This is a genomic window from Lichenibacterium ramalinae, assembly GCF_004137085.1.
GTDB lineage: Bacteria > Pseudomonadota > Alphaproteobacteria > Rhizobiales > Beijerinckiaceae > Lichenihabitans > Lichenihabitans ramalinae.
Map to the genome: position 1 here is coordinate 46,671 of NZ_QYBC01000008.1, position 26,773 is coordinate 73,443.

A 26,773-nucleotide genomic window follows, 5' to 3' on the forward strand; every position below is an offset into this window, starting at 1 on the left:
GTCCGCCGGCGCGGCGGCGTCGTGCTCCCGTCCTCTCCCTCGCACCGCCGCCCTCGCCCGGAGGTGCGTCGGGCCGGATGCCGAAGCTATTCGGCCGCCGCGGTCAGGGGCCGGCGCGCCAGGACGTCGCGCAGAAAGCGCCCGGTGTGGCTGGCGGGGTTGCGGGCGACCTCCTCGGGCGATCCCGTGGCGACGATGCGGCCGCCGCCGTCCCCGCCTTCGGGGCCGAGGTCGGCGATGTAGTCGGCGGTCTTGACGACTTCGAGGTTGTGCTCGATCACTACGACGGTGTTGCCCTGGTCGACCAGTTCCTGCAGCACTTCGAGGAGCTTGCGCACGTCCTCGAAATGCAGCCCGGTGGTGGGCTCGTCGAGGATGTAGAGGGTGCGTCCCGTGGAGCGGCGCGACAGTTCCTTGGACAGCTTCACCCGCTGGGCCTCGCCGCCCGACAGCGTGTTGGCCTGCTGGCCCACCTTGACGTAGCCGAGGCCGACGCGCGCCAGCGTCTTCATCTTGTCGCGGATGGACGGCACCGCCTTGAACAGGTCGGCGGCCTCCTCCACCGTCATGTCGAGCACGTCGGCGATGGACCGGTCGCGGTATTTGACGTCGAGCGTTTCGCGGCCGTAGCGCTTGCCCTTGCAGACGTCGCAGGTGACGTAGACGTCCGGCAGGAAGTGCATCTCGATCTTGATGACGCCGTCGCCCTGGCAGGCCTCGCAGCGTCCGCCCTTCACGTTGAAGGAGAAGCGTCCCGGGCCGTAGCCGCGCGCCTTGGATTCCGGCAGCCCCGCGAACCAGTCGCGGATCGGCGTGAAGGCGCCCGTATAGGTGGCGGGGTTCGAGCGGGGCGTGCGGCCGATCGGTGACTGATCGATGTCGATGACCTTGTCGAGGAACTCCAGCCCCTCGACGGCGTCGTGCGGTGCCGGGTGTTCGGCGCCTCCCCCGAGGCGCCGTGCCGCGGCGGCGAACAGCGTGTCGATGACCAGAGTCGACTTGCCGCCGCCTGACACGCCCGTCACGCAGGAGAAGGTCCCGAGCGGGATCGCCAGCGACACGTTCTTGAGGTTGTTGCCCCGGGCGTTGACCACCTTGAGGTACTGGCCTTCCTTGGCGCCGCGCCGCCGCCGCGGCAGTCCGACATGGCGGCGGCCGGCCAGGTAGTCGCCGGTGAGCGAGGCCGGGTTGGCCATGATCTCCGCCGGCGTCCCCGCCGCCACGATGTGGCCGCCGTGCACGCCGGCGCCGGGGCCGACGTCGACGACGTAGTCGGCCGCCAGGATGGCGTCCTCGTCGTGTTCCACCACGATGACGCTGTTGCCGAGCCCCCGCAGGCGCCGCAACGTGCCGAGCAGGCGCTCGTTATCGCGCTGGTGCAGGCCGATCGAGGGCTCGTCGAGCACGTAGAGCACGCCCGTCAGGCCGGAGCCGATCTGCGACGCCAGGCGGATCCGCTGGCTTTCGCCGCCCGACAGCGTGCCGGCACCGCGCGCCAGCGTCAGATAGTCGAGCCCGACGTCGATGAGGAAGCGCAGCCGGTCGCGGATCTCCTTCAGGATGCGGGCCGCGATCTCGTTGCGCTTGGCGTCGAGCTGGTCCGGCAGGGCGTCGAACCACGCCAGGGCCTTGCGGATCGACAGTTCGCCGGCGGATGCGATGGTGCGGTCCGCCACCCGCACGGCGAGGGCCTCGGGTTTCAGACGCGCGCCCGCGCAGGTGGGGCAGGGCACGGCGCCCATGTAGCGGCCGATCTCCTCGCGCACGAACTCGCTGTCGGTCTCCTTGAAGCGCCGGTCGAGACTGCGGACCACGCCCTCGAAGGGTTTGGTCACCCCGTAGGCGCGCGCCCCGTCGTCGTATTCGAAGCGGATCGGCACCTCGCCGGAGCCGAACAGCACGATGTCGCGCACCGCCTGGGGCAGGGCGTTCCAGCGCGTGTCGAGCCGCACCTTGCAGTGCTTGGCGATGCTGTCGAGCGTCTGGGCGTAATAGGGGGAGGAGGATTTGGCCCAGGGGGCGATGGCGCCGCGCTTCAGCGTCAGGGTCGGGTCCGGCACCACGCGCTCGGCGTCGACCTGCATCTGCGCGCCGAGGCCCGCACAATGCGGGCAGGCGCCGAACGGGTTGTTGAACGAGAACAGCCGCGGCTCGATCTCCGGGATGGTGAAGCCCGAGACCGGGCAGGCGAACTTCGACGAGAACACCACCTCCTTCGGGCTGCCCTCCGGGGCCTCGTCGGCGAATTCGAGCAGCGCAATGCCGTCGGCGAGGTCGAGCGCCGTTTCGAAGCTTTCGGCGAGGCGCGTCGCCATGTCGGGCCGGACCGCGATGCGGTCCACCACCACGCCGATATCGTGCTTCAGCTTCTTGTCGAGGACCGGGGCCTCGTCGATCGGGTAGAACTCGCCGTCGACCTTGAGGCGCTGGAAGCCCTTGCGCTGGTATTCGGCGATCTCCTTCCGGTACTCGCCCTTGCGACCCCGCACCACGGGCGCGACGAGGTAGAGGCGGGTGTTCGGCGGCAGTGCCAGCACGCGGTCGACCATCTGGCTGACGGTCTGGCTCTCGATCGGCAGGCCCGTGGCGGGCGAATAGGGGATGCCGACCCGCGCCCACAGCAGGCGCATGTAGTCGTAGATCTCCGTCACGGTGCCGACCGTGGAGCGGGGGTTCTTCGACGTCGTCTTCTGCTCGATGGAGATGGCGGGCGACAGGCCGTCGATCTGGTCGACGTCCGGCTTGCCCATCATCTCGAGGAACTGGCGCGCGTAGGCGGACAGCGATTCGACATAGCGGCGCTGGCCTTCGGCGTAGATCGTGTCGAAGGCGAGGGACGACTTGCCCGACCCCGACAGGCCGGTGAACACCACAAGCTTGTCGCGCGGGATGGTGAGGTCGACGTTCTTCAGGTTGTGCTCGCGCGCCCCCCGCACCACGATGGAGCCGCGGTCGGGCAGGCGCGGCGGCTCGGCGCGGTCGACGACCGCCGCCAGTGCATCGTCCGACAGTTCGTCCGCCGCGGGCGGGAGCGGCCCCTCGGCTGCGGGCGGAGCCGCCGCCCTGGCGACGCGGACCTTGCGCAGGATGCGGGCCGGCTCGACCGGCGTCTCGGCCCCGCTGGCGGGCGCTGCGGCTGTGCGGGTCTTGGAGCGGGGCGGTTGCGCCATGGCGTGAGCGGTTTCCGGTGGATGACGGGCCGGCCGACGACCGGGACAAGCAACATATAGGCGCGCCGCACGGCGCCGAGCACCCTCGCCCGCCCGCAACGGGCACGGCGGCGATGAGACTCGGCAAATAGCACGATCCGTGCTATGGAACAAAGACGGAACGCGAAGGCGCGGTCGCCGGCTTGGGTCGACGGCCTTTTTTTTGACGGCCCGGGTCGCCGCCTTCGGCGGCGGCTTGGGGCCGCACGCGAGTTTGGTAACCGGCGTGCCGTATGGGCGTCGGACGGAACCGGGGCGCGGCACGCACGCGCCTCCCCATTCAATCCGGTCCCGAGGAGGGGTCCATGTCGGGCAGCGTCAACAAAGTCATCTTGGTGGGCAATCTCGGGCGCGACCCCGAAGTCCGCCGCATGCCCTCGGGCGATGCCATCGTGAACCTGCGGCTCGCCACGACCGAGAGCTGGCGCGACAAGGCCACCGGCGAGCGCAAGGAGAAGACCGAGTGGCACTCGGTCGTGATCTTCAACGAGAACCTCGCCAAGGTGGCGGAGCAGTATTTGAAGAAGGGTTCCAAGGTCTACATCGAGGGCCAGCTCCAGACCCGCAAGTACAACGACAAGGACGGCGCCGAGAAGTATTCGACCGAGGTGGTGCTGCAGCGCTACCGCGGCGAACTCACCATGCTGGAAGGGCGCGGCCAGGGCGGCGGCAGCTTCGCGGGCGGCGGCGACGAGGACCGCGGCTCCTTCGGCGGCGGTGGCGGCGGGGAGCGCGCCTCCTTCGGCCGCGCGTCGCCCATGGAGGGCGGCCGCGGCGGCGGCGGCGGTGGCGGGGGCGGCGGTGGTCGCGGCGGCAGCATGTCGGATGCGATCGACGACGACATCCCGTTCTGATCGACGGCCCCCTCGCGGCGACGGACGAGGGGGCCACCCCCGTCCTTCGGCGGCGTCGCGCCGCCATCGCCGAATCCGGATCCCCAAGATGCTCCCCGACCTCGCCAGCACCCGCGCCGATTACGAAAGCTTCAAGGCTCGCGGCCTCAAGCTCGACATGACCCGCGGCAAGCCTTCCCCCGAGCAGCTATCGCTGTCCGACGCCATGCTGGTGCCGCAAGGCAATGGCGACACCACGACGGCGGCGGGCGAGGACGCGCGCAACTACGGCGGCGACCTCCGGGGCCTGCCGGAGGTGCGGGCGCTGTTCGCCGAGGCGCTCGGCCTGCCGGCCGACGCGATCGTGCTGGGCAACAATTCCAGCCTCGCCCTCATGCACGACTGCATCGTGTGGGCGCTGCTGAAGGGCGTGCCGGGCGGAGAGCGGCCCTGGTCGCGCGAGCCGTCCCCGGCCTTCATCTGCCCGGTGCCGGGCTACGACCGGCATTTCGGCCTCGCCGAGGACTTCGGCTTCCGGCTGCTGCCGGTGCCGCTGACCGGGCAGGGGCCCGACATGGACGCCGTCGAGGCCCTGGCCGCCGACCCCGCCGTCAAGGGCATGTGGTGCGTGCCGCGCTATTCCAACCCGACGGGCGAAACCTATGCGGACGAGACCGTGCGCCGCCTCGCCGCCATGCGGACCGGTGCGCCCGACTTCCGCCTGTTCTGGGACGACGCCTATGCGGTGCATCACCTGACGGCGGCTCGCACCCCGCTCGCCCCGATCCTCGACCTTTGCGCCGCGGCCGGCCATCCGGACCGCGCCTTCTGCTTCGCCTCCACCTCCAAGGTGACGCTGGCCGGGGCGGGCGTGGCGCTCTTCGCCGCCTCGCCCGCCAACGTCGCCTGGTACCTCGCCCGCGCGGGCCGCCGCACCATCGGCGCCGACAAGCTGAACCAGTTGCGCCATCTGCGCTTCCTGCGCGATGCCGAGGGGCTGCACGCCCATATGGCGCGCCACCGGGCGCTCATCGCGCCGAAGTTCGACGCCGTGCTCGACGCGCTGGAGCGCCGGCTTTCCGGCACCGGGCTGGCGCGCTGGTCGCGGCCGGAGGGCGGCTATTTCATCAGCGTCGACGTCCTGCCCGGCACGGCGGCGCGGGTGGTCGACCTCGCCAAAGCGGCAGGCCTCGCCCTGACGCCGGCGGGCGCGACCTGGCCGCAGGGGCGCGATCCGGAGGACGCCAACCTGCGCCTCGCCCCGACCTTCCCGTCGCTGAAGGACGTCGCCGCCGCCGCCGAGGGGATCGCCCTGTGCATCGCCCTCGCCGGGCTCGAGGCGCGCGCGGCGTGAGGGCCGTCGCGGAACCTCGCAAAATTCTCCGGTTCCGCTTATCTTGACACGAGACGCTTAGTAGAGGAGCGGCGCCCCGCCCGGGGCTGTCCGCGAAGGGATGCCACTTGGCCGACAACGAAGACCGCATCGAAGACCCGACCGGAATCCGGCCCGTGTCCATCGCCGATGAGATGAAGCGCTCCTACCTCGATTACGCCATGAGCGTGATCGTGTCGCGCGCCCTGCCGGACGTACGGGACGGGTTCAAGCCGGTTCACCGCCGCATCCTGCATTCCATGCAGGAGAACAACTATCTGCCCGATCGGCCCTACGTGAAGTCGGCCCGCATCGTGGGCGACGTCATGGGCAAGTACCACCCGCACGGCGACAGCGCGATCTACGACGCGCTGGTCCGCATGGCGCAGAGCTTCTCGATGCGCCTGCCGCTCATCGACGGACAGGGCAACTTCGGTTCGGTCGACGGCGATCCCGCGGCCGCCATGCGCTACACCGAATCGCGCCTCGCCCCGCCCGCCCTGGCGCTGATCCAGGACATCGACGAGAACACCGTCGACTTCCAGCCCAACTACGACGGCAAGGAACGCGAGCCGGTCGTTCTGCCGGCTCGCTTCCCGAACCTCCTCGTCAACGGCGCCGGCGGCATCGCGGTCGGCATGGCCACCAACATCCCGCCCCACAACCTCGGCGAGGTCATCGACGCGACGCTGGCCGTGATGGAGCGGCCCGAGATCGACCTCGAGGACCTGCTGCAGATCGTGCCGGGGCCCGACTTCCCCACCGGCGGCCAAATCCTCGGCCGGGCCGGCATCCGCTCGGCCTATACGACGGGGCGCGGATCGGTCGTGATGCGGGCCAAGGTCGTCACGGAGGAGATCCGCCGCGACCGCGAGGCGCTGATCGTCACCGAGATCCCCTACCAGGTGAACAAGACGACCCTGCAGGAGAAGATCGCCGAGGCGGTGCGCGAGAAGCGCATCGAGGGCGTCTCCGAGATGCGGGACGAGTCCGACCGCGACGGCATGCGGATCGTCATCGAACTCAAGCGCGACGCCGTGGCCGACGTCGTGCTGAACCAGCTCTACCGCTTCAGCCAGCTGCAGACCTCCTTCGGCGCCAACATGATCGCGCTGAACGGCGGTCGGCCCGAGATGCTGAATCTCAAGGACTTCCTCACCGCCTTCATCGACTTCCGCGAGGAGGTGGTGACGCGGCGCACGAAGTTCCGGCTCGCCAAGGCCCGCGCCGCCGCGCATGTGCAGGTCGGCCTCGCCATCGCGGTCGCCAACATCGACGAGGTGATCCGCCTCATCCGCACCTCGCCCGACACCGGCACGGCGCGCGAAGCCCTGATGGCGCGCGACTGGCCGGCGCTCGACATGGCGCCGCTGATCCAGCTCATCGCCGACCCGCACCACACGCTCAACGAGGACGGCACCTATCGCCTCTCCGAGACGCAGGCCCGGGCCATCCTCGAGCTGCGCCTCGCCCGCCTGACCGCCCTCGGCCGCGACGAGATCGCCGAGGCCCTGAACAAGCTCGCGGCCGAGATCGCCGACCTGCTCGACATCCTGGGCTCGCGCCTGCGCATCTTCGAGATCATCCGGGGCGAGCTCGAAGCCATCAAGCTGGCCCATGCGACGCCGCGCAAGACCGAGATCCTCGACAGCCTCGGCGACATGGAGGACGAGGACCTCATCGCCCGCGAGGACATGGCCATCACGGTCAGCCACGCCGGCTACGTCAAGCGCGTGCCGCTCTCGACCTACCGGGCGCAGCGCCGCGGCGGCAAGGGCCGCTCCGGCATGCAGACGCGCGACGAGGACTTCGTCGCCCGCATCTTCGTGGCCAACACCCACCAGCCGGTGCTGTTCTTCTCCTCGCTCGGCCAGGCCTACAAGATGAAGGTGTGGCGGTTGCCGCTGGCGGCGCCGCAGGCCCGCGGCAAGGCCATGGTCAACCTGCTGCCGCTGGAGCAGGGCGAGCGCATCACCACCATCATGCCGCTGCCCGAGGACGAGCGCGCCTGGGCGGACCTCGACGTGGTGTTCGCCACGACGCGCGGCACGGTGCGGCGCAACAAGCTCAGCGACTTCGCCCAGGTCAACCGCTCGGGCAAGATCGCCATGAAGCTCGACGAGGGCGAGTCCATCGTCGACGTGCAGATCTGCTCGGAGAACGACGACGTCCTGCTCACCACGGCGCAGGGCCAGTGCATCCGCTTCGCCGTCACGGACGTGCGGGTGTTCAAGGGCCGCGACTCCATGGGCGTGCGGGGCATCAGCCTCGGCCGGGACGACACCGTGATCTCCCTGGCGATCCTGCGCCACACCGAGGCCGATTCGGCCGAGCGCATCGCCTTCCTCAAAATGCGCCGCGCCGTCGAGGGCGAGACCGGCGAGGACGACATCGAGAAGGAGGTCGTGGGCGCCGACGGCACCGCGCCCGACGGGCCCGCCACCCTGTCGCAGGAGCGCTATGCGGCCCTGTCGGCCGCCGAGCAGGTCATCCTGACCATCTCGGAGCGCGGCTTCGGCAAGCGGACATCGTCCTACGAATACCGCATCACGGGCCGCGGCGGTAAGGGCATCGGCGCCATGGCGGTCAACCCCCGCAACGGCAAGCTCGTGGCCTCCTTCCCGGTGGAGCACGGGGACGGCATCATGCTGGTGACGGACGGCGGCCAGCTCATCCGCTGCCCCGTCGAGGGCATCCGCGTGGCGGGCCGCAACACGCAGGGCGTGATCGTGTTCAACACGGACGAGCGCGAGAAGGTCGTGTCGGTGGACCGCATCGCCGAGGTCGGGGCGGACGGGAACGGCGGCGGCGAGGCCGAGGTCGAAGGGGACGGCGAAGCGTGACGCCGCGCACGGCGCTCTATGCGGGGTCGTTCGATCCCCTGACGCTCGGCCACCTCGACGTGGTCCGGGCCGGCGCCCGGCTCTGCGACATCCTCGTCGTGGCGGTCGGCCGCCACGCCACCAAGCAGCCCGTGCTCACCCACGACGCCCGCGTCGCCCTGATTCGGGCGGAAGCCGGCCCCGTGGTGCAGGCGGCCGGTGCGGTGCTGCGCGTCGAAAGCTTCTCCGGCCTCGCCGTGACGGCGGCGCGGGACGTGGGGGCGACGCTCATCCTGCGCGGGCTGCGGGGCGCCACGGACCTCGACGACGAGATGAGCATGGCGGGCATGAACGCCGCCATGGCGCCCGACCTGCAGACCGTCTTCGTGCCGGCGTCGCCCGGCACGCGGTTCGTCACCGCCACGCTGGTCCGGCAGATCGCCGCCATGGGCGGCGACGTGTCCCCCTTCGTCACGCCCGGCGTGGCGCGGGCCCTGCGCGAGGCCATGACGGGACGGGGCTGACGGGACGGAGTTGACGGGACGGGGCTGACGGCGCGCCTTCCCATCCCGCGCCGGACGCGGTCGCCGTCCTCAGTCCTCGTGCCGGAACGGCAGGTGCTCGCCGAGTTGCTCGACGGCGCTCTCCACATAGGCCCGCTCGTGGTCGAGATAGTCGCCGATGGCGGCGGCGAGCCGCGAATCGGCGATGTCGTGGACCGAATAGGTCGTGGTGGGACGATAGCCGCGGGCCAGTTTGTGCTCGCCCTGGGCGCCGGCCTCGACGCGCTTCAACCCCCGCGCCAGCGCGAAGTCGATCGCCTGGTAGTAGCAGACCTCGAAATGCAGGAACGGGTGCTCCTCGATGCAGCCCCAGTTGCGGCCGTAGAGGGCATCGTCGCCGATGAAGTTGATGGCGCCCGCCACGTAGCGCCCGGCGCGCTTGGCCATCACGAGCAGGATGCGGTCCGCCATTGCGGCGCCGATCTCCGAGAAGAAGCGGCGGTTGAGATAGGGCCGGCCCCACTTGCGGGATCCGGTGTCCATGTAGAAGGCGTAGAAGGCGTCCCAGTGGTCCTCGCGGATGTCGGACCCCGTCAGTTGCTCGATGGTGATGCCTTCCCCCAGGGCGTCCTTGCGCTCCTTGCGGATGTTCTTGCGCTTGCGCGAGGCGAGGGCGGCGAGGAAGTCGTCGAAGCCGGCGTAGCCCTCGTTGACGAAATGGAACTGCTGGTCGGTGCGCTGCAGCCAGCCCAGGGCGCCGAAGCTGTCCCACTCGGCCTTGGTCAGGAAGGTGGCGTGCGTCGACGAGGCCTTGACCTCCTTGCGCAGCGCCCGGAGCCCGGCCGCGAGGGCGGCGTGGAGCGCCTCGGTGTCCTGGCCGGGCGCCACCAGGAAGCGGCGGCCGGTCGCCGGCGTGAAGGGCACGGCGACCTGGAGCTTGGGATAGTAGCGCCCGCCGGCGCGGCTGTAGGCCTCGGCCCAGGAATGGTCGAAGACATATTCGCCCTGCGAATGGGTCTTGATGTAGGTGGGCGCCGCCGCGACGAGGCGCCCTGCCTCGTGCACCGTCACATGGGCCGGGGACCAGCCGGTGCGGCCGCCCACGGTGCCCGACGTCTCCAGCGCCTTGAGGAAGGCGTGGGCCAGGAAGGGGTTGAAGCGCTCGCCGGACCGGTCGGCGGCCCCGTCCGTGGCCGGCGCGGGCGGGTTGGCGCAGAGGTCCCAGTCGGCGGCCGGGATGGCGGCGATGGACGTCGCGACCTGGATGGTGATCGGTGAGGTCATGAGCGCCTTCGATCTCTTGGCGGGCGATCCCCGGCGCGGGGCGGGTGCGGCGACGCCGTCGCGGCACCGGCACCCCGGCCCGGAGGAGGCCGGCCGCCGCGCATGCGGACGGCCGACCCCGCCATCATGGTCCCGCCGAACGGCCGGGCGTCAAGGCACGAAGCCCTCGAACACCATCTGATCGGCCCAGTTTGCGGCGCGTTGCCGCTGCTCGGGCGTGCGCACCGTCCAGGTCATCACCGGCAGGCCGACCGCGACGCGGCACAGGTGAGGCACGGCATGGGGCAGGTCGCCGACCCGGTAGGACAGGAAGTCCGGCCTCGTCTCGGCGAAATGCAGCATGGCGGCGAGGTCGCGCTTGAGAGCCGGGGACAGAGCCGCCCAGTCCGGATCGTCGTAGTCGGCCTCCGCCACGATGCCGAGCGGGTTCTGCAGGCCGCGCCCGCGCAGATGGGCGACGACGGCGGGGTCGAAGCTCTTGAAGGCGAGGGGACCCGCAGTCTCCGCCGCCACGGCGGCGGCCCGGTCGGCGAGGCGCATGTCGCCGTCGAACCGGCTCTTGATCTCGCAGATCACCGGCACCCGGCCGGCGACGAGGGCGAGGAAGGCGGCCAGTGTCGGGATCGTGTCGCGGCTGCCGGCGAGAGGCAGGGCGCCGAGTTCAGCGGCGCCGTGCTCCCCGATCGGCCCCGAAGCCTCGGTCAGCCGATCGAGGGTGAAGTCGTGGAACACCACGGCCTCCCCGTCCGCCGTGAGCTGAACGTCGCATTCGACGGCGAATCCCTGCGCGACGGCGGCCAGGGCCGACGCGGGCGCATTCTCGATCCGCCCGGCCGCCCGGTCGTGCAGGCCCCGATGCGCGATGGGGCGCCGGACCAGCCACTCGGGCGCGGGGCGGCGCTCCGTCACGGCCGGACGCTGAACAGCGCTTCCACCTCGACGGCGCAGCCGAGCGGCAGCGAGGCGACGCCGACCGTGGAGCGCGCGTGGCGTCCCTTGTCGCCCAGCACCTCGACCATCAGGTCCGAGGCGCCGTTCATGATGAGCGCGAGGTCGGTGAAATCGGGGGCGGCATTGATGAAGCCGCCGAGCCGCACGCAGCGCTCGATCCGGTCGAGGTCGCCGAGGGCGGCCTTGGCCTGGGCCAGCACGTTGACGGCGCAGTTGCGGGCCGCCGCGCGGCCGGCGTCGCCCGAAACGTCGGCGCCGAGCTTGCCCCGGTGGGCGGAATCGAGCTTGCCGTCGGCGCCGAGCGCGAGTTGGCCGGAGATCACCAGCGTGTCGCGTCCCAGGACATAGGCGACGTAATTGGCCACCGGCGCCGCCGCCTGCGGCAGCGTGATGCCGAGTTCGGCCAGTCGGGCTTCGATCGTCCCCATGATGCGTCTCCTGCATGGCCCTCCGCGGGCCGCTGACGGCTCCCCTCTAGAGCTTTATGGTGGGGAGGGGAACGGCCACGTGGGCCGACGCCGCCGGGCGCCACGCCATCTCAGTTCCGCCACGTCCCGCCCCGATGCTCGGGGACCCCGATGGAGAGTCCAGCGTGAACCGCCTTTCGTCCGCCAGCCTGACTGCCCTCGCCGCCTGGGCGATCCTCGCCGGCGCCGCCCGCGCCGAGGATGCGCCCGTGACGATGGCGGTGCACCACGCGGTCTACAAGCTCTCGCTCCTGTCCGGGAAGGGCAGCAACGCTCCCGCGTCGGCCTCCGGCGTGATCGACTTCGACTTCACCGGGTCGCGCTGCGACGGCTACACGTCCAACCTGCGCCAGCTCGTCGAACTGCAGCCGGCGGAGGGCGACTCGAAGCTGAACGACGTCCGCAACAACACCTTCGAGGACGCGGCCGCCACGCAGTTCACGTTCAAGACCACGTCGTCGACCGACGGCGATGCCGCCAGCGACGTGGCGGGCCGGGCGGAGCGGGACGCGGACGGCAAGATCGCCGTGACGCTGAAGACCCCGGCGGGCCACGCGAGCTTCCCCGCCGAAGCGCTCTTCCCCATCCAGCACATGCGCAGGATCATCGCGGCGGCGGAACACGGCGACAAGATCCTCTCGGCCGAGGTCTACGACGGCTCCGATACCGGGCTGAAGCTTTATCACACGCTCACCGTGATCGGTGCCCCCATCACCAAGGCGCCCGACGACGCCGCCGCCAAGGTGGCCAGCCTGAAGGACGTGCGGCGCTGGCCGGTGGTGATCAGCTATTTCGCCGGCGACAAGGACCAGCCCGACTACGTGCTCTCGTCGGACCTCTACGAGAATGGCATCTCGCGGGCGCTGAAGCTCGACTACGGCGATTTCGTGCTGTCCGGCGTGCTCGACCAGCTGACTGTGGGGGCGCCGGCGGCCTGTGACAAGTGACGGGCGATCAGCGTCGGGACAGGCGGTCGTGCGCCGCCACGACGGCTTCGGGAGCGAGGCCTGCATCGGCGGCGAAGAGCAGCAGCAGCGGTTCGTCCGCCACGAGGTAGTCCATGACGCCGAGCAGGAAGGCGGGATCCGCCGCCGCCCCGCGCAGGTCGCCCGGACCGAGGCCGGACAGCGCGAGGAACCGCTCGGCGTGTTCGGGATTACTCGCAATGAATGTTAAGGCTTGAATGGCAAGCAAGTCGGGGTCGACGCCCGGCGACGTGCGCCGTGTGTGACCGTGGTGGCTGTTTGTCATGATTGCGCTTTTCCAGTGCTCGATTGATTCACGATAGGCTATCGCTGTCAGACCGGAACCGGCCCTTCGGCGAGGTTCGTCCCACAACGCGCAGGCGTGAAGCCAGCGAGGCGCCGAGACCCATGTCGAAAACGGTTCTGATCGTCGAAGACAACGAACTCAACATGAAACTCTTCAGCGACCTGCTGGAGGCGAACGGCTACGCCACGGTCCAGACCCGGAACGGCGTGGAAGCCGTGGGGTTGGCCCGCCAGCACCGGCCCGACCTGATCCTCATGGACATCCAGCTGCCGGAAGTGTCCGGCCTGCAGGTCACGCAATGGTTGAAGGACGACGACGACCTGCGCGCCATCCCGGTCATCGCCATCACGGCCTTCGCCATGAAGGGCGACGAGGAGAAGATCCGGCAGGGGGGCTGCGAGGCCTATCTGTCGAAGCCGATCTCGGTCGTCAAGTTCCTCGAAACGGTGCGCAACTACCTCGGCGACGCTTGAAAGGCTCTCCTTTATGACGGCGCGAATCCTGGTCGTCGACGACGTCCCCGCCAACGTGAAGCTGCTCGAAGCGCGCCTGTCGGCCGAGTATTTCGAGGTGCGGACGGCGGCCAACGGCTTCGACGCGCTGCAGCTCGCCGGGCGGAGCGGCTTCGACGTCATCCTGCTCGACGTGATGATGCCGGGGCTGGACGGGTTCGAGGTCTGCCGACGGCTGAAGTCCGATCCCGTCACCGCCCACGTCCCCGTGGTGCTGGTGACGGCGCTCGACCACACGGCGGACCGCGTGCGGGGGCTCGAGGCCGGCGCCGACGACTTCCTCACCAAGCCGGTGGACGAGCTCGCCCTCGTGGCGCGCGTGCGCTCGCTGGCGCGGTTCAAGCAGGTGGTCGACGAGTTGCGCCGGCAGGTCGAGGCTTCGGGCACGCTGGGCCTGCAGCCAGGGTCGAAACTCGGCGCGCTGGTCGAGGAGGGCGGCCGGGGCCGCGTGCTGCTCGTCGAGGACCGGGCGGCCTCCGCCGAGCGGCTCGTCGCCTCCCTGTCGCAGAGCCACACGGTCGACCTCGCCGGCGAGCCCGACGATGCCCTATTCCGGGCGGCGACGGGCGGCTACGACCTCGTCGTCATCAGTTCCGCGCTCAAGGGCTACGACGCGCTGCGGATCTGCAGCCAGATCCGCTCGCTCGAACGCACCCGTGACCTGCCGATCCTCCTGCTGGCGGAGCCCGACGATCGGGCCCGGATCGTGCGCGGGCTCGACCTCGGCGTGAACGACTACCTGCTGCGCCCCGTCGACCGCGACGAGCTGATGGCGCGCGTGCGGAGCCAGCTGCGCCGCAAGCGCTACGCGGACCGCCTGCGGGAGATCATGCAGGCCTCGCTGCAGATGGCCGTCACCGACCCGCTCACCGGCCTGCACAACCGGCGCTACCTCGAATCGCATCTCGGCGGCCTCATCGATGCCGCGGCGGACGGCGACAAGCCGCTGTCCCTGATGATCCTCGACATCGACCACTTCAAGTCGGTCAACGACACCTACGGCCACGACGCCGGCGACGAGGTCCTCAAGGCCTTCGCCGAGCGCGTCAAGACCGTGATCCGCGGGGTGGACGTGCTGTGCCGCCTCGGCGGAGAGGAGTTCATCATCGTCATGCCCGACACGAGCCTCGAGGTCGCCGGCCGGGTCGCCGAGCGCGTGCGCCAGAGCGTGGGCGGGACCGCGTTTCCCATCGACAAGGGCGGCCGGCACATCCCCGTCACGGTGTCGATCGGCATCTCCGAACGCCGCAACGGGCGTGAAGCGGATGCCATGATGAAGCGGGCCGACCGGGCTCTCTATCAATCGAAGGCCCTGGGACGCAACCGCGTGTCGGCGGACGCGGCCTGATGCACCCCTCGGCCGTGCCGGATCACACCGGCTCGGGTTTTTCCACCCCGAATTCCCCGTCGCGCCAGAGACTTCTTGACTCCCGGTCAGATCGTGTAAAGGTTTAGCCCGTATTCTCCTGAATGTCGCCGGACGGGCTCGATGCCGCAGCGAGGCGGGTGAGGTTGACGGTGGCGACGCCGTCTTCGAATACCCTACGGAGTGCTCAGGTCCGCCGCATCTCCTGGGTCCGTGGGGTCGGCCGGTTCGGAAGTGGCTAGAGTGGCCTCCTCGTATGCCACTTCCGACCGGCCACCAGTTTTCAGCGCATGGAAAAAGCCGCCCGAACCATCGGGCGGCTTTTTTCATGCGCGGCGATCGGCGGTGCGGAAGCACGCCGATGTGGTCGACGGTCGCCGCCCCGATCCGGCAGGGCCGGACCGGAGAGACGAGAGCCGTATCGGCTTTCTCCGAGTCGCCTCGGCGACTCCAAGCCGATGAAACCGCTCTCGATTCGAAGTTGGAGCGAATTCGCCGAAGGCGAAAACGCTCAAGGAGTCACTTGATCTTGGTTTCCTTGAACTCGACGTGCTTGCGCACGACGGGGTCGTACTTCTTGAAGGTGAACTTGTCCGTCTTGGTGCGGGCGTTCTTTTCGGTGACGTAGAAGAAGCCGGTGTCGGCGGTCGACAGCAGCTTGATCTTGATGGTGGCGGCCTTGGCCATGACTCGTCCTCGCGCGGTGCCGTCACCGGGGCGACGGGAGATGGATTTCGAACAACAGAGAGAGCCGCGCCGGCCCTCAAGCCACGCGGATCATCCGGCCGACACTAGTCGGTGAAGCCGCGATGTCAACCGCGACTCGGCCGGCGGCCGGGCCGGCACTTCACCGGGTGCGGCGCGACTTCCGCCGCCAGGGCAGGGGTTCGCCGGCCGCCGCACCGCTCGGCCGGCGCGGCGCTCCACCGTCCCGCGGGCCGCGGCGTCCCCGCTGACCGCCCCCCACGATCTCGAACCGAAGGGCGCCCGCCACGGGCGCGGCCTCGACGAGGCGGACCTCGACCGTGTCGCCGAGCCGGAAGGTGGTGCCGGTGCGGGTGCCCACCATGGCGCGGCCGGGCTCGTCGAAGGAGAAGAACTCGTCGCCGAGATGGGCCGCCGGCACGAACCCGTCGGCGCCCGTGTCGACGAGGCGCACGAAGAGCCCCGCCCGGGTGACGCCGGACAAGCGGGCGTCGAAGACCGCCCCGATCTTCTCGGACAGGAACCCGGCGATCAGCCGGTCCGTCGTCTCGCGCTCCGCCGCCATGGCGCGGCGCTCGGCCGCCGAGATCCGCGCCGCGACCTCGCCGAGCTCCTTCGCCGTCATGTCGGGCAGGCCGTCCCGCCCGAACCCCAGGGCACGGATCAGTGCGCGATGCACGACGAGGTCGGCGTAGCGACGGATGGGCGAGGTGAAATGGGCGTAGCGGCGCAGGTTCAGGCCGAAATGCCCGTAGTTCTCGACCGCATATTCCGCCTGGGCCTGGGACCGCAGCACGACCTCGTTGACGAGGTGCTCGTGCTCGGTGTCCTTCACGCGCCCGAGGATGCCGTTGAACTGCGCCGGGCGCAGCACCTGCCCCTTGGCGAGCTTGATGCCCATGGTCTGCAGGAACTCCGACAGGGCGTTCAGCTTGGTCAGTGAGGGCTCGTCGTGGACCCGGTAGACCAGAACCTGGCGCTTCTCCTCCAGCGTTTCCGCCGCCGCCACGTTGGCGAGGATCATGAACTCCTCGATCAGCCGGTGCGCGTCGAGGCGCTCCGGCACGACGACGCGGTCGACCGTGCCGTCGGGCTTGAGCACGAGCTTGCGCTCGGGCAGGTCGAGGTCGAGCGGCGAGCGCTCCTGCCGGGCCCGGGTGGCGAGGCGATAGGCGTCCCAGAGCGGCTTCAGCACCGGTTCGAGCAGCGGCGCCGTGGTGTCGTCCGTCGCACCGTCGATGGCGGCCTGGGCCTGGGCGTAGCTCAGCTTCGCCGCCGACCGGATCATGACGCGGTGGAAGGTGTGACGCCGCTTGTGCCCATCGGCCGACAGGACCAGCCGCACCGCCAGGGCGGGCCTGTCCTCCAGCGGCCTCAGCGACCCGAGGTCGGTCGAGACGCGCTCCGGCAGCATGGGAACCACACGGTCGGGGAAATACACCGAATTGCCCCGCTCCACGGCCTCACGGTCCATGGCGGAGCGCGGTGCGACGAGGCTGGCGACATCGGCGATCGCCACCGTCACCACGGTGCCGCCGACATTGTCGGGTGCCGTGTCGGCGGCCGCGTGGACGGCGTCGTCGTGGTCCTTGGCGTCGGGCGGATCGATGGTGATCAGCGGCAGGTCGCGCCAGTCCTCGCGACCCTCGAGGCCGGGCGCCTGCACGGCCGCGGCTTCCGCCAGCGTGTCGGGCCGGAACACGTGCGGGATGCCGTGTGTGAGGATCGCGATGGTGCTGACGGCCTTCTCGCCGCTGAGCGAGCCCAGGCGTTCCGTGACCCGAACGGCCTGCAGCCCCTGAACCCGCTGGCGCCCGATCGGCTCGATCGAGACGAGCTCGCCGTCCTGAGCGCCCTGGGCGTCCTCGATCGGCAGGAAATAGACCTCGGACGCGTTCTTCTTGTCGACGGCCTGCACGCGGAGGCTGTCGTCGCGGCCGACCCGCACCATGCCGAGCAGGCGGGCGCGGTCGCGCGCGATCATCTTGACGACGCGGCCCGTGAAGGCCGGATCGTCCGGGCCGGCATCCGGCGTGGGCTCGAGCCTGAGCAGGGCGCGTTCGCCGACACCGGGGACAGGGTGGCCGGGCCGGTGCAACTTCGGCACGTGGACCAGGATGCGGGGCGCCGGCCCGTTCTCCGCCACGTCCCACTCGATCGGCTGGGCGACGAGGTCGCCGTCGGTGTCGCGCGTCACGATGTCGGCCACCACCATCGTGGGCATGGCCCCGCCGGCCCGCTTGGCGGACCGGCGCCGCTCGATCTGGCCCTCGTCTTCCAGCTCGCGCAGCATGCGCTTCAGCTCGACGCGGTCGCTGCCCTTGATGTTGAAGGCGCGGGCCACCTCGCGCTTGCGGCTCTTGACGACGGATCCCTTGCCCTCGGCGATCAGCGCCGCCTCGCTCGCCATGAAGGCGAGGATCTCGGCCTTGCTGGGCAGGGCTGGGCCCGTGCTGGTCTTGGTCTTGGGCATCGGGTCGCGGTCTGTCTCGGTGTTCACTGCCACCAAGATAGGGGCGGCGGCCCGGAAAAACGAGCCGGGGGACGCCACGCCGCGCCGCCGCCGTCCCCGGGCGCGCCGGTCACGCCGACTTCTTGGCCCGCGCGGGAGCCGCGGCCTTGGCGGCAGCTGCGGCTTTGGCCGGTGCCTTCTTGGCCGGAGCCTTCTTGGACGTAGCCGTCTTGGATGCGGTTTTCTTGGCTGCACCCTTCTCGGCGACGCCTTCGGTGGCGCCGTCCGCCGCCACCGGCTTGGCGGCAGCCTTCTTGGCGGGCGCCTTCGTCGCGACCTTCTTCTTGCCGGGCGAGAGGCCGTTCTGTTCTGCCTTGGCGGCGATGAGCCGGAGGGCGTCGTCGAGCGTCAGGGCCGCCGGGTCGGAGCCCTTGGGCAGAGTCGCGTTGACCTTGCCGGCATTGACATAAGGGCCGAAGCGCCCCTCGCGCAGCGTCACCGAGCCGCCGTCGGGATGCTCGCCCAGCACCGTGCCGGAGGGCGCGGCGCCACCGCGCCGGCCGCCGCGGCCCTCCTCCTTGGCCACGATGAGGTCGATGGCGCGGTTGGCGCCGATCGTCAGCACGTCGTCCTCGCCGTCGAGGTTGGCGTAGGTCTTGCCGTGCTGAACGTATGGGCCGTAGCGCCCGATGCCGGCCAGGATCGGCTCCCCGGTGGCCGGGTGCTTGGCGACCGGGCGCGGCAGCGACAGGAGGGTCAGCGCCGTCTCGAGGTCGACGTCGGCCGGCTTCATGCCCTTGGGCAGCGACGAGCGTTTCGGTTTCTCGCCCTCGCCGAGTTGCAGGTAGGGGCCGAAGCGCCCGTCCCGCAGCGTGACCTCGAGGCCGGATTCGAGGTCGGTCCCCAGCAGCCGCTGCCCGGGCTTGTCGCCGTCGCCCAGCGTCGTGGCGTTCGGGTCGGCCGACAGGGTGCGGGTGAACTTGCACTCGGGATAGTTCGAGCAGCCCACGAAGGAGCCGAACTTGCCGAGCTTCAACGACAGGCGGCCGTCGGCGCAGACCGGGCAGGCCCGCGGGTCCGAACCGTCCGCCTTGGGCGGGAACACGAGCGGCGCCAGCACCTCGTTGAGGTTGTCGAGAACCTCCGTGGTGCGCAGCTCCTTGGTGTCGCCGATCGCGGCCGAGAAGTCGCGCCAGAAGTCGCGCAGCACCTGGCGCCAGTCGATCTCGTCGTTGGAAACGCGATCGAGGCTTTCCTCCAGCCCGGCCGTGAAATCGTAATCGACCCAGCGCTCGAAGAAGGATTCGAGGAAGGCCGTCACCAGCCGACCCTTGTCCTCGGGGATGAGCTTCTTCTTCTCGAGCCGGACGTATTCGCGGTCGCGCAGCACGGCGAGCGTCGCCGCGTAGGTGGAGGGCCGGCCGATGCCGAGCTCCTCCATGCGCTTGATCAGCCCTTCCTCCGCGTAGCGCGGCGGCGGCTCGGTGAAGTGCTGGTCGGCGGCGATGCGCTCCCGGCCGAGCGTTTCCCCGGCCGCCATGGCGGGCAGCTTGCCGTCCTGGTCCTCGTCGTCGTCGTCGACGCCGTAGAGCGTGAGGAAGCCGTCGAAGCGCACCACCTGGCCGCTGGCCCGCAGGTCGAGCTTGCGGCCGCCCACTTCGGCGGCGATGTCCACCGTGGTGCGCTCGAGCTCCGCCGATTCCATCTGGCTCGCCACCGTGCGCTTCCACACGAGCTCGTAGAGCTTCAGCTGTTCGGCATCGAGATAGGCCGCCATGTCGCGCGGCAGGCGCGACAGGTCGGTCGGCCGGATGGCCTCGTGCGCCTCCTGGGCGTTCTTGGCCTTGACGGTGTATTTGCGCGGCACCTGCGGCAGGTAGCGCTCGCCGTAATTGTCGCCGATGACGCGGCGCGTGCCCGCGATGGCCTCGGGCGCCATGTCGACGCCGTCGGTCCGCATGTAGGTGATGAGGCCGGTGGTCTCGCCCCGGATCGTCACGCCCTCGTAGAGCTTCTGGGCGATCTGCATGGTGCGGGCGGGCGACAGGCCGAGCTTGCGCGACGCATCCTGCTGCAGCGTCGAGGTGCGGAAGGGCGGGAAGGGGTGGCGCTTGACGGGCTTGGCCTCGACGCTCGCCACCGTGTAGCGGGCGGCTTCCAGCGCGGCGCGGAAGTCCTGCGCCTCGCTGCCGGTGCCGATGTCGAGCCGGGTGATCTTGCGGCCGTCGGCGCCCACCAGCCGCGCCTCGAAGGCCACGCCGGCGGCGGTGCGCAGATGCGCCACCACCGACCAATATTCACGCGCCCGGAACTCCTCGATCTCGCGCTCGCGGGCGCAGACGAGCCGCAGCGCCACCGACTGGACGCGGCCGGCCGAGCGGGATCCCGGCAGCTTGCGCCACAGGACCGGCGACAGGTTGAAGCCCACGAGGTAGTCGAGCGCGCGGCGCGCCAGGTAGGCGTCGACCAGGGGCTGGTCGAGGTCGCGCGGGTGCAGCATGGCATCGCGCACCGCCGATTTGGTGATGGCGTTGAAGACGACGCGCTCGACCTTCTTGTCCTTCAGCACCTTGCGGGCGCGCAGCACTTCCAGCACGTGCCACGAGATGGCTTCGCCCTCGCGGTCCGGATCGGTGGCGAGGATGACCTTGTCGGAGCCCTTCACGGCCCGGACGATCTCCGACAGGCGCTTGGCGGCCTTGTCGTCGACCTCCCATTGCATGGCGAAGTCCTGCTCGGGATCGACGGAACCATCCTTGGCGGGCAGGTCGCGCACGTGGCCGAAAGAGGCCAGCACCTCGTAGTCGCTGCCGAGATAGCCGTTGATGGTCTTCGCTTTCGCCGGGGACTCGACGATGACGACGTTCATGGATGGGGGATCCTCGGTGGTCCGCGGGGCGGGCATGCGGGGCGGCGGCGGCGCGGTCGGCGAAAATGGGCGAGGGGTTCGTCCAAGTCAAACCGGGCCGGGGCACGGTCCGCAGATGGGAGCCTCAGCCTGGAGTGGCAATCCCGCCCCGATCACGACCGGTGCGGCGCCGCGGGGACCTCGGGCAGGATGGGGCGCGTCGCCGGCCCGGCGAAGCGGCTGCGACGCTGCAGCCAATCCGTCATCGGCCGCTCCACGCCGCGGTGCAGCGCCAGCGCCGTGCCCAGGGCCGCCGCGCAGGCGAGCCCGAGGTAGAGCCCGGGCGCGACGCCCGCCGGCATCAGCCCGACCCAGGCGCTCCGCAACAGGCGCACCGCGAAAGGGTGCGACAGGTACAGGCTGTAGGAGGCGTCGCCCACCACGGCCAGCGCCAAGACCGGCCCGCTGCGCCTCCACGGCGGCCCGAGCACGCAGCCGGCGACGACGAGGGCGGCGGGCAGGCCGGCCGAGGCCCAGGCGGGCAGCAGGGCCTCGGCCCCGGCCAAGGGGCCGAGCGCCACCGCGCCGGCGGCGCCCAGCGCCACCGTGGCGGCGGCCTGGCGGGCCGTGAGCGCGAGGCCGCGCTCGGCCGCGAGGCCGAGCCCCAGCCCGAACAGGAACTCCAGCAGCAGGCCGTCGGTCCACACCGCGACGGCGGCCACCGGCGCCGGCACGAGTCGCCCCAAGGCGACGAGGCCGACCATCGCGCCGGCCAGGACCGGCAGCGCGCGCCGCCGCGGCAGCAGCATGGCGAGCGCGAACAGGAGATAGAAGAACATCTCGTAGTCGAGCGTCCAGCCCTGGCCCAGGACGGGACGGATTTCGCCCCCGGCCCGCGCGACGGGCACGAACAGGTAGCTGCCGAGGACGACGGCCGGCCCGCCCGGCGGCGTGTTGAGCAGCCCGGGCGCGACCGCGGCGCCGATGAGGACCAGGCTGGTCAGGAGCCAGTAGAGCGGCACCACGCGGATCAGGCGGCGCACCGCGAAGGTCGCGGCACCCCGGGCCGAGCCGAAGCCGCGGGCCGTGCGCAGCATGATGAAGCCCGAGATGACGAAGAAGATGTGGATGCCGAAGCCGAAGTCGAAGAAGCGTTCCGGGGCCGGCACCGGCAGGCCCGCCCGGGCCGCGATCGCGCCGGCGTCGTAGGCGGCGTGATGCACCAGCACGAGCAGCGCCGCGACGGCGCGGAGCACCTGCAGGGACAGCAGCGGCGTGCGGGGCTGAAGGGGGGGTGGTGCGGCGATGGTGGCCTCGCGCTGCGGTGTCGGCTCGGCGGGTCCGAGCCGCGCCGTCGCGCACCGCCCCGTGCGGTGCGCGTTGCCGTACCGTGGAATGCCCCATAAGATCCAGTCGGCAGAGTGTCGGGAACGCGCGATGAACGAACCGGGTCTAGCTGAACTCGCGTCCCTGGTGCTGGGCTACGGCCTGGGTTCGATCCCGTTCGGCCTGCTCATCACGCGCGGCGCCGGCACCGCCGACATCCGATCGATCGGGTCGGGGAACATCGGCGCCACCAACGTGCTGCGCACCGGGCGCAAGGACCTCGCCGCGCTCACGCTGGTGCTCGATGCGCTGAAGGGCACGCTCGCCGTGCTGCTGGCGCGCCATCTGGCCGGCGACGCAGCCGCCATCTTCGCCGGCATCGGGGCCTTCCTGGGCCACATCGTCCCGGTCTGGCTCGGCTTCAAGGGCGGCAAGGGGGTCGCCACCTACCTCGGTTGCCTCATCGGCCTGTGGTGGCCGGCGGCGCTGGCCTTCGCCGCCGTGTGGCTCGGCGTGGCCTTCGCCACCCGCTTCTCCTCGGCGGCGGCGCTGGTGGCGTCGGCGGTCGCCCCGCTGCTCTTCTTCCTGACGGGCCAGATCACGGACGGCGCTGCCCTCGGCCTGATGACGCTGCTGCTGTGGTGGAAGCACCGGGCCAACCTGTCGCGCCTGCTGCAGGGCACCGAGAGCCGCATCGGCGCCAAGGCGTGACGGCCGGGCGCACCGTCCGGGTCCGTCGGTGACGCCGGGCCGGCGCGACCTCGACGAGGCGGAGGCGCTCGATTGGCTGCGCCTCATCCGCAGCGAGAATGTGGGGCCGCGCACCTTCAAGACGCTGCTCGACCGCTACGGTTCGGCCGGCGCCGCCTTGAAGGCGCTGCCCGGGCTGGCCAAAAAGGCGACGTCGCGCGCCATCACCGTCTGCTCGGCCGCCGAGGCCGAGGCCGAATGGCTGCGGGCGCGCAAGCTGAACATCCGCTTCGTGGCGCTGTGCGAGGACGCCTATCCCGAAGCGCTCCGCGCCATCGACGCGCCGCCCCCACTGCTGGCGGTGGCGGGCCGGGTCGACGTCCTCGCAAGGCCCATCGTCGGCATCGTCGGGTCGCGCAACGCGTCGGCGACCGGGCTGATCCTCACCGAGCGGCTGGCGCGGGGCGTCGCCGAGGCCGGCTATGTCGTGGCCTCCGGGCTCGCCCGGGGCATCGACGTGAAGGCCCATATGGCGACGCTGGACACCGGAACCGTCGCGGTGCTGGCGGGCGGGCACCTCCACATCTACCCGAGCGAACACGAGGGCCTGGCGCGGCGCATCTGCGAGCACGGGGCCCTCGTGTCCGAGATGCCGCTCGGCTGGGAGCCGCGCGCGCGGGACTTCCCGCGCCGCAACCGCATCGTCGCCGGCCTCGGGCTCGGCGTCATCGTGGTCGAGGCGAGCCGGCGCTCGGGCTCGCTCATCACGGCGCGGTTCGCCAACGAGCAGGGCCGCGACGTGTTCGCCGTCCCCGGCTCGCCGCTGGACCCGCGTTCGGAGGGGACCAACGACCTCATTCGGCAGGGCGCGACGCTCTGCACCTCGGCCGAGGACGTGGTGGCCGCCCTGGCGCCGCGCCGCGACGCGAGCCCCGAAGCCCTGGGCGAAGCGGACCGGGCCGAGCCCGAGGGCGAGCCGCTCTGGGACGAACTGGACCTCTTCGGCGACGCAGCGCCCGAGGCGGCGGGCGGCCGGGCCCAAGCCTTCGCGGAAGCCGATCCGCCCCGGCGGCCCGAGCCCAGGGCCGGCGACGGAGCCGACGCCGGGGCCGGCACCGACGCCACGGGCCGGCTGGCGGCGCTGCTCGGCCCGGCTCCGGTCTCGGTCGACGAGCTCATCCGCGCCTCCGGGTTGCCGCCCCGCGCCGTACAGGCGGCGCTGGTGGAACTCGAACTCGCCGGCACGGTGGCGCGCCACGAGGGCAACCGCGTCGCCCGCCGCATCGAGCCGGCGGCGTGACCCCCGGGGCGACGCGCCCCCCTAGGCCCCGGACCGCAGGGCCTTGGCCATCCGCTCGGCTTCGACGCGCGCCATGTCGAGCAGGTAGCTGATCGTCCGGAACTGCGGCCGGCGGGCGAGGTGCCGCAGCTCCCCGCACATGTCGGCGATGTAGTCGCAGAGCTGCTCATCCGTGGGCGGTCCCGAGGCGGAAGGCGGGGTGACCGGGGGGCGAGCGTTCATCGCAGGCTGTCTCACGCAATCAGAGGCTGTGTTCATCGCGTTCACTAACGCGATGATATACGCAACCTTTTAGTGCGTCGATCTTCGTGTGCAACGTCTATTTTCGTAGACGCAGGTCGGGATTTCAAGAAGGAGTTGTGGTGCGGCCGAGGCTGGCGAGGCGGTCCAGGACACCTTGAAGGATGTAGGCGGCCGCCATCCGGTCCACGACCTCGGCACGCCGCGCCCGCGAAGCGTCCTGGTCGATGAGGGCCCGGGTAACGGCGGCGGTGGACAGCCTCTCGTCCCAGAAGGCGAAGGGCAGGCCCAGGATCGGATGCGCCTGCCGCACGAAGGCGCGCGTCGACTGGGATCGCGGCCCCTCGGACCCGTCCATGTTGAGCGGCAGGCCGATCACCAGGGCGACGACGGCGTTCTTGACCATCGCGCCGCGCAGTTCCTCAACGTCGCGGGTGAACTTGGTGCGCCGGATGGTGTGGAGCGGCGAGGCGATCCGGCGCTCGACGTCGGACACCGCGATCCCGATGGTCTTGGTGCCGAGGTCGAGCCCCATGAGGCGCTGGTTGCGGCCCAGCAGGGCGGGAAGATCCCGGATCTCGATGACGGCACTCATGGGGCTCCCTCCGGCGGCTCCGCGCCGCGCCGCCGTCCTAACCCGGCGCGCGCCGGGCGCCATCGTTGATTCACGCCTCCGCGCGGTGATAGAAGCACGCCCTGATCCTTCTCCACCGCGGAACCAGCATGTCCATCGATCAGGCGACCGTCCGCCGCGTCGCCCAACTCGCCCGCATCACGCTTGCGGAGGGCGAAGTGGCGCATCTCCAGGGCGAGATCAACGCCATCCTGTCCTTCGTGGCGGAACTCGACGGCGTGGACGTGACCGGCGTCGAGCCCATGACCTCCGTGCTGCCGATGCGGTTGAAGCGGCGGGCCGACGCCGTCACGGACGGGGGCATCGCGCCGCTGATCGTGGCCAACGCCACCGCGAGCGAGGACCACCTCTTCGCCGTGCCCAAGGTCATCGAGTGAAACCCGGGCGGGGCTCGGCCGCCGCCCGTCTCCGCCACCCGCCGCCGAACCCCGTCCCCACCGCCGGTCGCGTGGCCGCCACACCAGAGATCCCATGTCCGACCTGACCAGCCTGACCCTCGCCGAGGCGCGCGACGCCGTGAGGTCCAAGCGCCTGTCCTCCCGCGAACTGACCGAGGCGCATCTCGCCGCCATGGCGGCGGCGCGCCCGCTCAACGCCTTCATCACCGAGACGCCCGACCGCGCTCTCGCCATGGCGGACAGAGCCGACGCCCGGGTGGCGCGGGGCGAGGCGGGCCCGCTCGAAGGACTGCCGCTCGGCATCAAGGACCTCTACTGCACGGAAGGCGTCCAGACCACGGCCGGCAGCCGCATCCTCGAAGGCTTCGTGCCGCCCTACGAGTCCACGGTGTCGTCGCAGCTGTGGCGCGACGGCGCCGTCATGCTGGGCAAGCTGAACCTCGACGAATTCGCCATGGGCTCGTCCAACGAGACCTCGTATTTCGGGCCGGCCGTGTCCCCCTGGCGCAAGCCGGGCTCCAATGCCGGGCTGGTTCCGGGCGGCTCGTCGGGCGGCTCGGCGGCTGCGGTCGCGGCGCGCCTGTGCCTCGCCGCCACCGCCACCGACACGGGCGGCTCGATCCGCCAGCCCGCGGCCTTCACCGGAACGGTCGGCATCAAGCCCACCTACGGCCGCTGCTCGCGCTGGGGGGTGGTGGCCTTCGCATCCTCGCTGGACCAGGCCGGCCCGATCACCCGCACGGTGCGCGACGCCGCCATCATGCTGGGGTCGATGGCGGGCCACGACCCGAAGGACTCGACCTCCGTCGACATCGCCGTGCCCGACTACGAGGCCGCCGTCGGGGCGTCGGTGGCCGGCAAGGTGATCGGCATCCCGCGCGAATACCGCATCGACGGCATGCCGGCCGAGATCGACGCGCTCTGGGCCGAGGGCATCGCCTGGCTCAAGGCGGCGGGCGCCCGGGTCGTCGACATCGCGCTGCCCCACACGAAATACGCGCTTCCCGCCTACTACATCGTGGCGCCGGCGGAAGCCTCCTCGAACCTCGCCCGCTACGACGGCGTGCGCTACGGGTTGCGCGTCCCCGGCCGCGACATCGCCGAGATGTACGGCAACACCCGTGCGGCCGGCTTCGGCGCCGAAGTGCGGCGCCGCATCATGATCGGGACCTACGTGCTCTCGGCCGGCTATTACGACGCCTACTACCTCAAGGCGCAGAAGATCCGGACCCTGGTGCGCCGCGACTTCGAGACCGCCTTCGCCGACGGCGTCGACGCCATCCTGACGCCTGCCACCCCCTCGGCCGCCTTCGGGCTCGGCGAGAAGGGCGGCGACGACCCGATCGCCATGTATCTCAACGACGCCTTCACCGTGACGGTGAACATGGCGGGCCTGCCGGGGCTCTCGGTGCCGGCCGGCCTTTCGGCCGACAAGCTGCCCCTCGGCCTCCAACTCATCGGCCGTCCCTTCGAGGAAGAGACGCTCTTCGCGCTCGCCGAAGTCATCGCGCGTTCGGCGCCGGCGATCGACCTGCCGTCCGCCTGGTGGTCCGCCACCGCTCCCGCCGCCCATCGATAGGCCGCCCGCC

22 protein-coding genes are annotated in these 26,773 nt (G+C 71.0%); 11 read left to right on the forward strand and 11 right to left on the reverse strand.

Features of this window, described 5'->3' with window-relative positions; all coding sequences use genetic code 11:
• Positions 1-86: 86 nt before the first annotated feature.
• A complete protein-coding gene (gene uvrA, locus D3272_RS10810) occupies positions 87-3,170 on the reverse strand; it encodes an excinuclease ABC subunit UvrA (protein ID WP_129219183.1) in 3,084 nt (1,027 codons plus the stop codon).
• 344 nt (positions 3,171-3,514) lie between these two features.
• Between uvrA and ssb the strand changes: the two genes are divergently transcribed.
• From ssb to coaD, 4 genes are all read left to right on the forward strand, one after another.
• Positions 3,515-4,063, forward strand: coding sequence for a single-stranded DNA-binding protein (gene ssb / locus D3272_RS10815; protein ID WP_129219184.1), 549 nt, complete (start codon positions 3,515-3,517; stop codon positions 4,061-4,063).
• A gap of 88 nt (positions 4,064-4,151) precedes the next feature.
• The gene (locus D3272_RS10820) at positions 4,152-5,396 is read left to right on the forward strand and encodes an aspartate aminotransferase type Ic (protein WP_129219185.1); all 1,245 of its coding nucleotides are present in this window, start codon (positions 4,152-4,154) and stop codon (positions 5,394-5,396) included.
• Positions 5,397-5,503: 107 nt separating this feature from the next.
• Positions 5,504-8,257, forward strand: coding sequence for a DNA gyrase subunit A (gyrA, locus tag D3272_RS10825; RefSeq protein ID WP_129219186.1), 2,754 nt, complete (start codon positions 5,504-5,506; stop codon positions 8,255-8,257).
• Positions 8,254-8,760, forward strand: coding sequence for a pantetheine-phosphate adenylyltransferase (coaD, locus tag D3272_RS10830; RefSeq protein ID WP_129219187.1), 507 nt, complete (start codon positions 8,254-8,256; stop codon positions 8,758-8,760). The genes gyrA and coaD overlap by 4 nt, the downstream gene beginning before the upstream one ends.
• Before the next feature lie 69 nt (positions 8,761-8,829).
• Here the strand turns inward: coaD and D3272_RS10835 are convergent, their stop codons facing one another.
• From D3272_RS10835 to D3272_RS10845, 3 genes are all read right to left on the reverse strand, one after another.
• Positions 8,830-10,023 (reverse strand): GNAT family N-acetyltransferase, encoded by a 1,194-nt coding sequence (locus D3272_RS10835; RefSeq protein ID WP_129219188.1) that lies wholly within the window; start codon positions 10,021-10,023, stop codon positions 8,830-8,832.
• Between the two features lie 150 nt (positions 10,024-10,173).
• Positions 10,174-10,932, reverse strand: a complete 759-nt coding sequence (locus D3272_RS10840) for a glycerophosphodiester phosphodiesterase family protein (RefSeq protein WP_129219189.1) — start codon at positions 10,930-10,932, stop codon at positions 10,174-10,176.
• Positions 10,929-11,402 (reverse strand): RidA family protein, encoded by a 474-nt coding sequence (locus D3272_RS10845; protein WP_129219190.1) that lies wholly within the window; start codon positions 11,400-11,402, stop codon positions 10,929-10,931. The genes D3272_RS10840 and D3272_RS10845 overlap by 4 nt, the downstream gene beginning before the upstream one ends.
• A 164-nt stretch (positions 11,403-11,566) precedes the next feature.
• Between D3272_RS10845 and D3272_RS10850 the strand changes: the two genes are divergently transcribed.
• Complete coding sequence (locus tag D3272_RS10850; protein WP_245496495.1) at positions 11,567-12,388, forward strand: cell envelope integrity EipB family protein; 822 nt, start codon at positions 11,567-11,569, stop codon at positions 12,386-12,388.
• 7 nt (positions 12,389-12,395) lie between these two features.
• Here D3272_RS10850 and D3272_RS10855 read toward each other — a convergent pair whose 3' ends face one another.
• Positions 12,396-12,635, reverse strand: coding sequence for a DUF3572 domain-containing protein (locus D3272_RS10855; protein ID WP_245496496.1), 240 nt, complete (start codon positions 12,633-12,635; stop codon positions 12,396-12,398).
• A 179-nt stretch (positions 12,636-12,814) separates the two neighbouring features.
• On the opposite strand from D3272_RS10855, the gene D3272_RS10860 reads away from it, so the two are divergent.
• Both D3272_RS10860 and D3272_RS10865 read left to right on the forward strand, forming a co-directional pair.
• Positions 12,815-13,186, forward strand: coding sequence for a response regulator (locus tag D3272_RS10860; protein ID WP_129219193.1), 372 nt, complete (start codon positions 12,815-12,817; stop codon positions 13,184-13,186).
• 13 nt (positions 13,187-13,199) lie between these two features.
• Positions 13,200-14,573 carry a PleD family two-component system response regulator gene (locus D3272_RS10865; RefSeq protein WP_129219194.1) on the forward strand — a complete coding sequence of 458 codons (1,374 nt, stop codon included), beginning with the start codon at positions 13,200-13,202 and terminating at the stop codon, positions 14,571-14,573.
• Between the two features lie 537 nt (positions 14,574-15,110).
• Here D3272_RS10865 and rpmG read toward each other — a convergent pair.
• The 4 genes from rpmG to D3272_RS10885 form a co-directional block, all read right to left on the reverse strand.
• Positions 15,111-15,278: a 50S ribosomal protein L33 gene (rpmG, locus tag D3272_RS10870; protein ID WP_129219195.1), complete on the reverse strand. Its 168-nt coding sequence runs from the start codon at positions 15,276-15,278 to the stop codon at positions 15,111-15,113.
• Positions 15,279-15,438: 160 nt separating this feature from the next.
• The gene (gene rnr, locus D3272_RS10875; protein ID WP_129219196.1) at positions 15,439-17,769 is read right to left on the reverse strand and encodes a ribonuclease R; all 2,331 of its coding nucleotides are present in this window, start codon (positions 17,767-17,769) and stop codon (positions 15,439-15,441) included.
• Positions 17,770-17,878: 109 nt separating this feature from the next.
• On the reverse strand, positions 17,879-20,617 hold the full coding sequence (topA, locus tag D3272_RS10880) for a type I DNA topoisomerase (protein WP_129219197.1): 2,739 nt from the start codon (positions 20,615-20,617) through the stop codon (positions 17,879-17,881).
• 152 nt (positions 20,618-20,769) lie between these two features.
• The gene (locus tag D3272_RS10885) at positions 20,770-21,852 is read right to left on the reverse strand and encodes an acyltransferase family protein (protein WP_165361309.1); all 1,083 of its coding nucleotides are present in this window, start codon (positions 21,850-21,852) and stop codon (positions 20,770-20,772) included.
• A 181-nt stretch (positions 21,853-22,033) separates the two neighbouring features.
• Between D3272_RS10885 and plsY the strand changes: the two genes are divergently transcribed.
• Both plsY and dprA read left to right on the forward strand, forming a co-directional pair.
• Entirely contained in the window at positions 22,034-22,633 is a 600-nt protein-coding gene (plsY, locus tag D3272_RS10890) for a glycerol-3-phosphate 1-O-acyltransferase PlsY (RefSeq protein WP_129219199.1), read from the forward strand.
• A 28-nt stretch (positions 22,634-22,661) separates the two neighbouring features.
• Complete coding sequence (dprA, locus tag D3272_RS10895; RefSeq protein WP_129219200.1) at positions 22,662-23,912, forward strand: DNA-processing protein DprA; 1,251 nt, start codon at positions 22,662-22,664, stop codon at positions 23,910-23,912.
• Positions 23,913-23,933: 21 nt separating this feature from the next.
• Here dprA and D3272_RS10900 read toward each other — a convergent pair whose 3' ends face one another.
• Together D3272_RS10900 and ruvX are read right to left on the reverse strand one after the other, a co-directional pair.
• Positions 23,934-24,134, reverse strand: coding sequence for a hypothetical protein (locus D3272_RS10900; RefSeq protein WP_129219201.1), 201 nt, complete (start codon positions 24,132-24,134; stop codon positions 23,934-23,936).
• A gap of 124 nt (positions 24,135-24,258) precedes the next feature.
• Complete coding sequence (gene ruvX, locus D3272_RS10905; RefSeq protein WP_129219202.1) at positions 24,259-24,747, reverse strand: Holliday junction resolvase RuvX; 489 nt, start codon at positions 24,745-24,747, stop codon at positions 24,259-24,261.
• A gap of 128 nt (positions 24,748-24,875) precedes the next feature.
• Here ruvX and gatC point away from each other — a divergent pair, with 128 nt between their 5' ends.
• Both gatC and gatA read left to right on the forward strand, forming a co-directional pair.
• On the forward strand, positions 24,876-25,163 hold the full coding sequence (gene gatC / locus D3272_RS10910; RefSeq protein WP_129219203.1) for an Asp-tRNA(Asn)/Glu-tRNA(Gln) amidotransferase subunit GatC: 288 nt from the start codon (positions 24,876-24,878) through the stop codon (positions 25,161-25,163).
• A 94-nt stretch (positions 25,164-25,257) separates the two neighbouring features.
• Entirely contained in the window at positions 25,258-26,763 is a 1,506-nt protein-coding gene (gatA, locus tag D3272_RS10915) for an Asp-tRNA(Asn)/Glu-tRNA(Gln) amidotransferase subunit GatA (RefSeq protein ID WP_129219204.1), read from the forward strand.
• The last annotated feature ends 10 nt before the right edge of the window (positions 26,764-26,773 follow it).